This window comes from Metasolibacillus sp. FSL K6-0083, assembly GCF_038630865.1.
GTDB lineage: Bacteria > Bacillota > Bacilli > Bacillales_A > Planococcaceae > Metasolibacillus > Metasolibacillus fluoroglycofenilyticus.
In genome coordinates, this window is the sequence record NZ_CP152046.1 from 3,434,797 (window position 1) to 3,447,326 (window position 12,530).

The window sequence follows — 12,530 nt, forward strand, 5'->3', positions numbered from 1 at the left end:
ATCATAGGGATGCGATTCACGTGATTAGATTTTATTGCAGTTTTCACAAGCATGGCTGTAGCATTCGCTTTGCTCTTCCATCTTTTTACCGCATTGTATACAAGTTTTCTCTGGTAAGTTTCTGAAAAATTCCACTACGTTTTCTAACATAAGCATTTTCCCTCCCTTGAGTTAACTGTTATAATACTGATTTATTTATATTTATTGTATTATAACAGTGTGCATTCGTCAACACAAAATGCCTAATTTAAGTTAAAATAAAATATGAACATTTGATGAAGGGAAGATACAACATGTATTTTATTGATAATAAAGGCATTACAGACCCGCGTATTAATTTAGCGATTGAGGAGTACATATTGCGCAATATGGATATTGAGCAAGATGATTTTCTGCTGTTCTATATTAACCAGCCTTCCATTATTATTGGCAAAAACCAAAATACAATTGAAGAAATTAATACAGATTATGTAGAGGATAATAATATTATTGTTGTGCGTCGTTTATCAGGCGGTGGTGCTGTTTATCATGATTTAGGCAATTTGAATTTTAGCTTCTTAACGAAGGATGATGGCGATAGCTTCCACAACTATAAAAAATTCACGCAGCCTGTAGTCGATGCACTTGCAAAATTAGGTGTCAATGCAGAGTTGTCAGGGCGCAATGATATTTTGGCGGAAGGTCGTAAAGTATCGGGCAATGCGCAATATACTACACGTGGTCGCATGTTTAGCCATGGTACATTGATGTTTGATACAGATATTGATCAAGTTGTATCTGCACTAAAAGTAAAGAAGGACAAAATTGAGTCAAAAGGTATTAAATCTGTACGCTCACGTGTTGCCAATATCTCAGAGTTTTTAACAGAAAAAATTTCTGTAGAGCAGTTCCGTATGGAAATTTTAAAATCAATCTTCGATGGTGAGGAAAATATTCGCTATTATGAGTTAACTGATGAGGATTGGAAAAAAATCCATGAACTATCGGCGGAGCGCTATCAAAAATGGGAGTGGAATTACGGCAAATCACCACGCTTCAATATTCAAAAAACACATCGTTTCCCATCTGGCGGCATCGATATCCGCTTAGAGGTAAATCGCGGCATTATTGAAGAAATAAAAATTTATGGGGACTTCTTCGGTGTTGGTGATGTAGCGGAAGTAGAGCAGCTTTTAAAAGGCTGTAAATATGACCGTGCAGCAATCAATGAGGCATTAAAGGAAATTGATATTGCAAAATATTTCGGCGGTATTACAATCGAAGACTTTTTACAGTTAATCTATTAATGAGTGAGAGGGCATCCAAAAAGCCGTGCAGTAGCCGGTGTGTATGGACGCCTTCGTTGTTTTTGCAGAAAGCTTGCCTATTAAGACGGAGAGGATTTCCTTAAAAACGAGAGAAACAAAGGGATTGGCAGCATTTCACCTCAGTGAAAGAGAAGCAATAAACATCTTCCTTTCATTGTGCTTTCAATTTTGATATGAAATCATGTAAGCTTAAGGGAGGGAGTTCACGAAACTTCTCGGTTGCGGGTGCGTCTACGTAAATTGTGTGAGAATTGTGTGAGTGCCTGGCACCTGGAAAAAGGAGGTTTTTTTCATGGAAAAGCATCGGATTTTTATTGTAGAAGACGATAAAAAAATCGCTTCTTTGCTTGCAGAAACGCTACGCAAATATCAATATGAAGTAGCGACAGTACAAGATTTTGATGCGTTAATTGATGAGTTTTTAGCATTTGCACCGCATATGGTGCTACTTGATATAAATTTGCCTGCTTACGATGGTTATTATTGGTGTCGTCAGCTAAGGCAACATACGACATGTCCGATTTTATTTATTTCAGCGCGTTCGGGAGAAATGGATCAAATCTTTGCGCTTGAAAATGGCGGAGATGATTTTATTACGAAGCCATTCAATTATGAAATTGTGTTGGCAAAAATTCGTAGTCATTTACGTCGTACATATGGAGAGTATGCGGTAAGGCAGGAGGAGCGCACAGTAAAGCAAGGTGTGCTTACACTGTATTTAGAAAGCATGGAGTTGCATGTCAAGGATAGTGTTATTCCTTTGCAAAAAAAGGAATGTATCATTTTAGATTTACTTCTCGGACAAGCGCCGAAAGTGGTTTCGCGTGATGCGCTGCTTGAGCAACTATGGGATGACCAAGCGTTTGTTGATGAAAATACGCTGAATGTCAATATGACGCGCGTACGTAAGAAGCTGGCGGATTATCATGTGAAATCAATAATCGAAACGGTACGTGGCGCGGGGTATCGTTTCGTGCTTAGTGCGGAGGAAATGTAATGGGGTTAAAGCTTTTTTTACAAGAACACATTTCCTACATTATTTTTCAATTACTGCTCGTGCTATTTGTTTTACTGCTGTACTTTCTAGATGGCTTTCGCAATTTTGAAACAGCACTTTATAGCATTATTATTAGCGCAATATTGATTACATCCTTTTTAGCAGTGCGCTATATGCTACGCCGTCGCTATTTAAGTAAAATTACACAATTGCCGACTACGATGGAGGAGGCGCTTCAAAAAAACGCTAAAACAACGGAATATATGCAGACGGAAAAGTACATGCAACAGCTTTATTATGTTTATCAAAACGAGGTGCAATCTTTGTATGCAAAGCAAACGCGTCAATATAAATTTATGAATCAATGGATCCATCAAATGAAAACGCCGATTGCTGTTTTAGAGCTGTTGCTACAGGAGGAAACCTCGTTAGATAAAAAAAGTGTGCAGGAGGAAGTGGAGCGTCTAAAGCGTGGTCTAGATATGGTGTTAATGAGTGCCCGTATCGATAGCTTTGAGGATGATATGCAAGTGGAGCAAGTGCCATTAAAGTCCATTGTCACGACTGTAGTAAATGAGCATAAGCGCTTATTTATTACAAATCGTGTTTTTCCAGAAGTTCATATAGATGATGAGTTAGTCGTTGCAAGTGATTCGAAATCGTTACAATTTGCCCTTGGGCAATTTATTACTAATGCTGTGAAATATACATTTGAACCGAATAAAAAAATACTAATTTATGCACAGCAACGGGAAGGAAGCATTACTTTGAAGATTAAGGATGAAGGAATCGGTATACCTAAATCAGATTTATCGCGCATAACAAAGGCTTTCTTCACAGGAGAAAACGGACGAAAAACAGGTGAATCTACTGGAATGGGACTTTATTTAGCAAATGAAATATGCGAAAAGCTGGGGCACCAGCTTATTATTACATCAACGGTCGGTGTTGGTACAACCGTCAATATAACATTTTCAAGCGAGCGAAACGGGGGATAATCGTGGCGATACTACAAATTAATGAAGTAACAAAAGTATATGAAGGAAAAGTAACACATCGCGCGCTCAATCAGCTAAGCTTTGAAGTGGAAAAAGGTGAGTTTTTAGCGATTATGGGACCATCTGGTAGCGGCAAAACGACGTTGTTAAATATTATTTCAACAATCGATTATCCGACATCCGGTGAAATTACTTTGGAAAAAATAAAGCCACAAAGCTTAAATAAAACAGAGCTTGCCTATTTTAGGCGTCGTCAGCTCGGCTTTGTTTTCCAAGACTTTAACTTATTACCGATGCTAACAGTAGAGGAAAATATCGTCTTGCCATTAACGCTGGATAATCAGCCACTGCAAGTAATGGAAAAGCGACTTGCTGTTTTAGCTGAGAAATTAGGCATAGAATCGATTTTGGAAAAGCGCCCGAATGAAATTTCAGGGGGACAAGCACAGCGCACAGCTATTGCTAGGGCATTAATCCATCAGCCCTCTATCATACTAGCCGATGAGCCAACAGGAAATCTTGATTCGCATGCATCGCGAGAAGTGCTTGAGCTATTAAGCAAAATTAATGAGGAGCGACAGGCGACAATTGTGATGGTAACACATGACCCGATTGCTGCTAGCTATTGTGATCGTGTGCTGTTTATTAAAGATGGTGAGTTTTTTAACGAAATTTATCGAGATGATCGCCGCCAAACATTTTTCCAGCGTATTTTAAATGTTTTAAGTTTATTAGGAGGGCAAGTGGGTGACCTTTCAACAATTCGCTTACCGTAATGTGTTTCGCAATTTTCGCATCTATGCCGCTTTTTTTATGGCAAGCTTTTTCTCTGTTTTTGTTTTTTTTATTTACTCAATGTTAATGTTTCATCCAGCGAGTGAGCATGGCTTTTTAGGCAATGTTTCCTTGTTAGGAATGGTTGTGGCAGAAGTGATTTTAATGCTATTTTCCTGGTTTTTTATTTTTTACTCGATGAAGGCTTTTTTGGAGGCACGCTCAAAGGAATTTGCCGTTTTACTGCATCTTGGGATGGAAAAAAGGCAATTAAGCAAGCTCGTCTTTTTAGAAACGATGTTAATTGGTGTTATTTCCTGTGTTTTTGGCATCGCATTCGGCTACGCGTTTTCAAAATTTTTCTTTATGATTGTGCGCGAGATTTTATATTTAGATGAGCTACCTTTGTATTTTTCATGGGAGCCATTCGTTTTAACGCTTACTGTATTTTTAAGTGCCTTTGTTGTTATTTCCTTTATCAGTGTGTTAATGACGCGGGAAACAAAGCTGATTGATTTATTAAAAGGACATCAATATATCGATGTCTCCAATTCATACTCAAAAATAGGTGCATTTTTAGGTGTTTTTCTAATTGGTCTTGGTTATACATTAGCAATCATTACAACATTTTTTACATTGCCAATTTTTTTATTAATCATCCCAATTATCGTGACAATCGGTACGTATTTTTTGTTTACTGATACGATACAAGCCTTTATCGAGCGAGTAAAGAGGCGCAAAAAGGTCTATTGGCGAAAAACACGTATGCTATCGCTTGCTGAGCAAGGACATATTATGTATAGCAATCGAAAAATGTTTTTTGTTGTAACACTTGTTTCAACATTAGCCTTTTTATGTGTAGGTGTATTGTCTGCTTTATCATCCTACACGTCTCAATACGATAAGCTAAACCCTTTAGGCATTATTTATAAAGGGAATGTAGACAATGAGTATGAAGTGGCGCATATTTCATCATTAATTTACGAGCTAGAAGAAGCAGGGCTATCGTATAATTTAACGCGCTTTGTTGTGAAAAGACAAACATCTACCCATACTTCCAATCCTGTTGAAGTGTTCAGTGTAACAAATATTAACCATTTGCTATTTTCATATGGCTATTCAATGGTGCGGCTTGAGCCGGGTGAAGCGATGTTTATTGCTTACTCAGACGATTCGATAAAAGAGCTTGGAGATATGACTGTACGTACAACACTAAAAGAAAGCGAGGTTGACCTTGTTATCAACAGTGTTTATCCAGAGCTTATTTTCCCTGACGCGATTATTAGCCGCAATGCCATTATTGTTAGTGATGAAGATTTTGAAAAAATCACACAACCGTTTGAGCGTGCAGATGTTGTTGAATCAAGCTATCATCTTCTAGCATTTGATATCGCTAATTGGGTAGAAGCTGCAAATATCGGCTTGGATTTATATCATGCTGTTGCAGAGGAATATTTAAAAGAGAATTATACACTACCATTTTATTTTGAAAATGCAGGGTTAAATTATTCTTATATATTAGCTGCCTATTCCTTGTTTATGTTAGTTGGTCTGCTCGTTGTAGCGGTATTTTTATTAGCTGCTGGGAGCTTTATTTATTTCAAGCTATATACAAGCTTGGAGCGTGAAAAGAAGCAATTTGACGTATTAAAGCGCATGGGTCTAACAGATAGTGAACAAAAAAACTTAATTACGCGTTATTTATTTCCACAATTTTTCCTTCCTTGGGGACTAGCACTTGTGCATAGTGTATTTGCTTTCTTTGTGTTACAAGCTATTTTAAAAAATGTTATGCATGTCTCATTAGGGAAAGAAATTGTTTTGGCGTTTGGCTTTATTGTCCTTATTCAGGTCGTTTATTTTTATTTGATTAGATGGCGTTATATCGCGCATGTACGCTTGTAAAAACGAGCATAAAATGACATGAACGACGGAATTTTTGCACAATCACTTGAAAGCTATTGTCATATTCAGATTTTTATTTTACAATAATATAAAATGAATGATAATTCATTTTATATTGGTTTAGTAGATGTCTGAGCTTCCGCTGAATCAATAGGCGCTTTTGACGGAATTGATATAAGGGGGATGGGTGTATTGAATTTAGTTGAAAAGGTAAGACAGCAAGCTCTCGAACAGCCAGAAAAAACGGCTTATCATTTTATGGGGAAAAATACAAGCTATCACGAGTTTGAGCAGACGGTAAGCCGCTTTGCAAAAGCTTTGCAAGATATGGGGGTAGAAAAGGGAGACCATGTGGCATTGTTGCTTGGCAACACACCTCATTTTTTAATTTCTCTTTATAGTGCGATGCGTATCGGTGCAACAGTAATTCCGATTAATCCAATTTATACGCCAGATGAGATTTCATATATTATCCAAAATGGTGATGTTAAAGTAGTTGTTGCGCTGGACATGTTGCTACCGCTTGTAGATAAAGGGGTACAAGTATTTACGAAAGTGGAGAAATATATTATTTGCGAAACAGCAGCAGACACAGGGGAGAAGGTCGCTGCATTAAGCGAAGGTGCAAAAGCAAAAACAGTTCTGTTTACAGCTTTATTGCAAGCGGCAGAAGGAATAGCTGAGCCAGTAGCATTGGAAACGGATGATAATGCAGTTATTTTATATACATCAGGTACAACTGGTTATCCTAAAGGGGCTATTTTAACGCATGGTAATTTATATTCTAATGCGCGTGATGTTGGCGCTTATTTGAAAATATCTGCTACGGATCGTGTGATTGCAACATTGCCAGTATTCCATGTTTTTGCATTGACAGTTGTCGTCAATGCTCCTTTAGTACAAGGAGCTACAATTCTACTAGCGCCACGTTTTAGCCCAGCTGAAATTTTTGAGCTGGCTAAGACGCAAGAGGCAACGGTCTTCGCAGGAGTACCGACAATGTATAATTTCCTTTATCAGTTTGCTGAAGGCGATGTAGCTGCATTTAAAACATTGCGGTTAGCTATTTCAGGCGGTGCATCATTACCTGTATCGCTATTGCATAATTTTGAGCAAAAGTTTAATGTACGTATTTCAGAAGGCTACGGATTATCGGAGGCATCGCCAGTAACATGCTTTAATCCACTAGATAAAGAGCGCAAACCAGGCTCAATCGGTCAGTCGATTGTCAATGTTGAAAATAAAGTTGTTGACCCAGAGGGAAATGAAGTACCTGTCGGCGAGGTTGGCGAACTCATTGTGCGTGGACCAAATGTGATGAAAGGCTATTATAAAATGCCTGAAGAAACGGCTGTGACAATCCAAGATGGCTGGCTTTACACAGGCGATTTAGCGCGCAAGGACGAGGAAGATTACTTCTATATCGTTGATCGCAAAAAAGATATGATTATCGTTGGGGGCTATAATGTTTATCCGCGTGAAGTGGAGGAAGTGCTTTATGCACACCCGAATGTTGTGGAGGCTGCAGTTATCGGTTTACCAGATTTAGATTTTGGAGAAGCGGTATATGCATATGTCGTGTTAAAGGATAAGAGCATGAGTGCCGAGGAATTACAGCAATATTGTGCAGAGCATATTGTGAAATATAAAGTACCAAAAGTCATTGAAATTATCGATGAGCTTCCTAAAAATACAACAGGTAAAATTTTACGTCGCTCATTAAAGGAGCAGGCAACGAAATAGAGGGGCGTTCAAAAGACCATGCAGTAGCTGGTCTTTTGAACGCTTTTAATCATGTTTTTTTAGGGTTTACTAGAGAAAATGCAGGATGAGCTTTGAAAGGTGAGGAAACACATGGATTAGCGGTGCTTTACCTACCACTAACCTAAGTAAATAAAAAAATGAGCACCACTAGCAACACGGCTGATTTCATGTCTAAAAAGTTATTAGAATATTGACACATATTTGTGGCGTGGTAAACTTAATATTACGAAGTTCGAAATAACAATAAGGAAGTAGGGATTATGGAATGACAGCATTTTTAACGAAAGAGCATTTATTCACATTGCAATCTGTAACAGCCCCAGTACTAGCACCGAATGAGCAGGAGGCTGTATTTGTACGCACATTAATTGATAAAGAGGATAATAAATATTATGCACATCTATTCCATGTGGAGCTTGCTAACGAAGAAGTAGCGCAATGGACATTTGGCAAGGAGCGTGTCAGCAGCCCGAAATGGTCGCCAAATGGTAAGCAAGTTGCTTTTTTGTCAAATCGTGAAGAGAAAAATCAGCTTTATATTTTAAATCGTAGCGGTGGTGAAGCTAAAAAAGTAGCGAATTTCCCATACGGTGTTAGCTCATTTATTTGGAGCCCATGTGGTGAAAAGCTGTGGGTAACAGCAAGCTTAAAGAACGGCACAGCGTTTACCGATGCCGTAGAAAAGGAAGAGAAAAAGCTTCCAGAGGCATATGTCGTTGATAGAATGAAGCATAAAATGGATGGTGTAGGTGGTAATGGCTTACGTAAGCAAGGAATGAGTACTCATGTTGCTGAAGTAACGCTTGATGGTACGATTACACAGTTTACAGAGGGGAATCATGACCATACATTAAACAACATTTCTCATGATGGTAAAAAGCTTGTCATTGGTGTCAATCGCTCAGAAAATCAAGATTTTGAATTCCGTCAGCCACTATACATAGTAGATGTTGTGACGAAGGAAGAAACGATTTTAGTAGAGCAGGATGGCTATTATGGCGGAGCTACTTATTCGTTTGATAACCGCTATATTGCTTATGTTGGTAGCGATGCATCATTTAAAAATGCGACGCATGCGAAAGTTTATGTGTATGATACAGAAACAGCAAGCACGATTACTTTAACAGAGGGCTTAGATGCACCTGTTGGCGATTATGCTGTTGCTGATTTCCAGCAAGGGGCAGCAGCACCAGCACCAGCAGTTGTTTGGACAGAAGCCAATGCACTTTATTTCCAAGTATCCACAATGGGCGATATTCGCCTATACTATGCAACATTGGAAGGGGGGCTTTATCCTGCGACACCGGAAAATGAGCATGTTTATGGCTATGCGCTAGCAAAAAGCGGTAATGAGGCAATACTTGCTGTTTCAAATCCTACATTCCCTGGTGAGCTATTTAAACATAATATTACGACAGGGGAGCGTAAGCAGTTAACGCATTTCAATGATGTATTCCTACGAGAAGTCACTTTATCAACACCAGAGTCTATTGTTTTTAAAGGGGCGAAGGACTGGGATGTGCACGGCTGGATTATGAAGCCGGCTAGCTATGTAGAAGGGGAAAAATATCCACTTATTGTAGAAGTTCATGGTGGCCCTCACACATTATATGCAAATACGTTTTTCCATGAAATGCAGCTTCTTGCTGCAGAGGGCTATGGTGTACTATATATTAACCCGCGCGGAAGCCATGGCTATAGTCAAGCATTTGTAGATGCTGTTCGCAATGATTATGGCGGTGGAGATTTTGAGGATATTATGAAAGCGACAGACTATGCGCTAGAAACATATAATTGGATTGACGAAACACGTCTTGGTCTAACAGGCGGTAGCTACGGTGGTTTTATGACAAACTGGGCTGTCGGGCATACAAACCGCTTTAAAGCAGCAGTGACGCAGCGCTCAATTTCAAACTGGATTAGCTTCTTCGGCGTATCGGATATCGGTTACTATTTCACAGACTGGCAAATTGGCAGCGACATGTTAGACGTAGAAAAATTATGGCATCATTCGCCATTAAAATATGCGAAAAACGTTGAAACACCTCTACTCATTTTGCATAGCGAAAAGGATTTCCGCTGTCCAATCGAGCAAGCAGAGCAGTTTTACATTACGTTAAAATCTATGGGCAAAGAGGTAGGCTTCGTTCGATTCCCTGACTGCGACCATAACCTATCGCGCACAGGTACACCAAACCTACGTATCCAGCGTCTAGAGCAAATTGTTGGCTGGTTTGAGAAGTATATTTAATGTGGCGCCAGCTAAGTCGTGCAGTGGCCGACTTAGCTGGCGCTAGTGTTGGTGTTATTTGAAAGTGAGGGCTTGATAGAATAGCGGGTGCACTTTTTGAAAAAATGACATTTGATTTAGCGAATCTACCTTCGGATAAAATGGCGAAGTGGAGATGCAAGACAGGGCTGCCTTTAGGGTAGCCCCTATTTGTGTATAAATCAAATTTGATTCAGAAAAAAATGAAAAGCTATCTTGTGAGTTGAGTGGAGGAGCGCTACTCCGACTGGGCAAGCCTAGATGGAAATCAGCGTTTTACTAAGCGCTCTCTTTAAAATAAAGTCCAATCAACGCACGTATCCTTTTAATTTATCCATCAAAATACCCCTTTTTTACGCAACATGTTAAAAAATTTTTCGTTCTAATTAATGTTATCAACCGCATAGTAAATGATAGTATGCTAAAATGAGAAAGTAAAAATTAATTAGAAAGAGAGCACAAGGATGGCAATTATTCAAGGCTTAATTGATTTTATTTTGCATATTGATGAGCACTTAGTAGAAATAATCCAACAATTTGGCGCATGGTCTTATGGGATTTTATTTTCGATTGTGTTCGTTGAAACAGGCGTAGTTATTATGCCGTTTTTACCTGGAGATTCCCTGCTATTTGCAGCGGGTACACTTGCCGCATTAGGGGCATTTAACTTACCGTTATTAATGACAGTTTTTATCGCGGCTGCTATTATAGGGGATACGGTTAACTATCATATTGGGAAGACTGTAGGTCTTTCTATTCCTCCTAATAGTTTTTTAGGCAAGGTGATTAATAAAGAGCGAATGGAAGCAGCACAGCGATTTTTCAATAAGCATGGTGGTAAAACAATTGTCATTGCGCGCTTCATGCCATTTATTCGGACGTTTATTCCGTTTGTGGCGGGGGCTAGCCGTATGAATTACAAGTATTTTATCGTCTATAATGTTGTAGGAGCACTTGCTTGGGTATTCATCTGTACATTGCTCGGTTATTTCTTCGGCAATATCCCAATTATTAAAGAAAACTTCTCAACGGTATTATTATTAATTATTTTCATTTCTGTATTACCAGCAATTATTAGTGCAATTAATGCACATCGTAAAAAAAATAAGTGAGGTAATGAACATGACAAAAATGAATGTAGAAAGCTTTAATTTGGATCACACAAAGGTAGTGGCACCATATGTGCGTTTAGCTGGGCTAAAGGAAGGACAAAACGGAGATGTTGTACATAAGTATGATATTCGCTTCAAACAGCCAAATAAAGCATATATGAAAATGGATGCACTTCATTCAATTGAGCATTTAATGGCTGAAAATATTCGCAATCATAGCGAACATGTTGTTGACCTTAGTCCAATGGGTTGCCAAACAGGCTTCTATTTATCGGTAATTAATCATGATAATTATGATGAGATTTTGGACATTTTAGAGAAAACGCTACAGGATGTCGTAAGCGCGACAGAAGTGCCTGCTTGCAATGAGGTTCAATGTGGCTGGGCTGCAAACCATAGTTTAGAAGGCGCGCAACAATTAGCACGTGAAATGCTTGAAAAGCGCGCGGAGTGGTCAACAGTTTTTGCACAATAAAAGGCTGTTCGGAATATAGGCTAATACCTATATTTCGAACAGTCTTATTTTATTTTAGCAATTAATATTATTTACCTTTGAATTGTGGTGCTCTTTTTTCGACGAAAGCATTCAGGGCCTCAAGGCGGTCTTCTGTCGGTAATGTAATTTCGTATGCTTTACGCTCAATTTGCAAACCTGTTTGTAAATCGACCTTCATCCCTTGCTTTACAGCAAATTTTGCTTGCTGCAAGGCGATAGGTGCATTTTGCAAAATGGTATTTGCGAAATTTTCAACTACCTGCATTAAATCTTCTTGCTCTGCTACTTGCGTAAATAATCCGCAAGCTAGCGCTTCCTCACTTGATATTTTTTTTGCTGTTAAAATGTATTCTAATGCTTTTGCCTCCCCGATTAAGCGCGGTAATCGCTGTGTTCCACCCGCACCTGGGATAATCCCTAGCTTTGTTTCTGTTAGTCCAACTACCGCATTTTTTGTCGCAATGCGGAAATCGCAGGAGAGGGCTAATTCAAGACCACCGCCAAAGGCATATCCATTTAGCGCGCAAATAGTTGGCTGCGGCAATCCTTCAATCGCATTGAACACCTCAGCAAATTTATTTAGATTTCGCTTTACCAATGGTTCAGGCAATGTTTGACGCTCCTTTAAATCAGCACCAACTGAAAAGGCTTTATCACCTGCACCTGTAATAATAACAAGTCGAATATCGGGATGTATACGAATGGATTCTATAATTGCTTGAAGCTCTGATAACATGTCGAAATTAAAAGCATTTAAGACATCAGGTCGATTTAGTTTTACATAGGCAATAGACTGTCGTTGTTCATATTCAATGATGTTCATAAATAAAAAGCTCCCCCTTAAATGTGCTATAGTATTATATTACCTCTCTCAAAATATATAGGCAATTAGCAATTGAACAATAGGC

Annotated in this window: 11 protein-coding genes; 9 read left to right on the forward strand and 2 right to left on the reverse strand. The window is 38.8% G+C overall.

Going from position 1 to position 12,530, the window contains the following annotated elements; translation table 11 throughout:
* Positions 1–24: 24 nt before the first annotated feature.
* Positions 25–150, reverse strand: a complete 126-nt coding sequence (yhfH, locus tag MHB51_RS16095) for a protein YhfH (protein WP_082799036.1) — start codon at positions 148–150, stop codon at positions 25–27.
* A gap of 143 nt (positions 151–293) precedes the next feature.
* Here yhfH and MHB51_RS16100 point away from each other — a divergent pair, with 143 nt between their 5' ends.
* The 9 genes from MHB51_RS16100 to MHB51_RS16140 all read left to right on the forward strand — a co-directional run bounded on the left by MHB51_RS16100 (position 294) and on the right by MHB51_RS16140 (position 11,601).
* Positions 294–1,286, forward strand: a complete 993-nt coding sequence (locus MHB51_RS16100; protein ID WP_342471936.1) for a lipoate--protein ligase — start codon at positions 294–296, stop codon at positions 1,284–1,286.
* 313 nt (positions 1,287–1,599) lie between these two features.
* Positions 1,600–2,304 (forward strand): response regulator transcription factor, encoded by a 705-nt coding sequence (locus MHB51_RS16105; protein ID WP_342471937.1) that lies wholly within the window; start codon positions 1,600–1,602, stop codon positions 2,302–2,304.
* Complete coding sequence (locus tag MHB51_RS16110) at positions 2,304–3,302, forward strand: sensor histidine kinase (RefSeq protein ID WP_066167175.1); 999 nt, start codon at positions 2,304–2,306, stop codon at positions 3,300–3,302. The genes MHB51_RS16105 and MHB51_RS16110 overlap by 1 nt, the downstream gene beginning before the upstream one ends.
* Before the next feature lie 2 nt (positions 3,303–3,304).
* Entirely contained in the window at positions 3,305–4,078 is a 774-nt protein-coding gene (locus MHB51_RS16115; RefSeq protein ID WP_107943286.1) for an ABC transporter ATP-binding protein, read from the forward strand.
* Positions 4,050–5,981, forward strand: a complete 1,932-nt coding sequence (locus tag MHB51_RS16120) for an ABC transporter permease (RefSeq protein WP_342558572.1) — start codon at positions 4,050–4,052, stop codon at positions 5,979–5,981. The genes MHB51_RS16115 and MHB51_RS16120 overlap by 29 nt, the downstream gene beginning before the upstream one ends.
* 192 nt (positions 5,982–6,173) lie before the next feature.
* The gene (locus MHB51_RS16125) at positions 6,174–7,724 is read left to right on the forward strand and encodes a fatty acid--CoA ligase family protein (RefSeq protein WP_342558573.1); all 1,551 of its coding nucleotides are present in this window, start codon (positions 6,174–6,176) and stop codon (positions 7,722–7,724) included.
* A gap of 286 nt (positions 7,725–8,010) precedes the next feature.
* Positions 8,011–9,996: a S9 family peptidase gene (locus tag MHB51_RS16130; protein ID WP_342558574.1), complete on the forward strand. Its 1,986-nt coding sequence runs from the start codon at positions 8,011–8,013 to the stop codon at positions 9,994–9,996.
* A gap of 482 nt (positions 9,997–10,478) precedes the next feature.
* Entirely contained in the window at positions 10,479–11,126 is a 648-nt protein-coding gene (locus MHB51_RS16135) for a DedA family protein (RefSeq protein WP_066167160.1), read from the forward strand.
* Between the two features lie 10 nt (positions 11,127–11,136).
* Entirely contained in the window at positions 11,137–11,601 is a 465-nt protein-coding gene (locus tag MHB51_RS16140) for an S-ribosylhomocysteine lyase (RefSeq protein WP_066167158.1), read from the forward strand.
* A 67-nt stretch (positions 11,602–11,668) separates the two neighbouring features.
* Here the strand turns inward: MHB51_RS16140 and MHB51_RS16145 are convergent, their stop codons facing one another.
* Positions 11,669–12,445 carry an enoyl-CoA hydratase-related protein gene (locus MHB51_RS16145; protein WP_342558575.1) on the reverse strand — a complete coding sequence of 259 codons (777 nt, stop codon included), beginning with the start codon at positions 12,443–12,445 and terminating at the stop codon, positions 11,669–11,671.
* Positions 12,446–12,530: the final 85 nt, after the last annotated feature.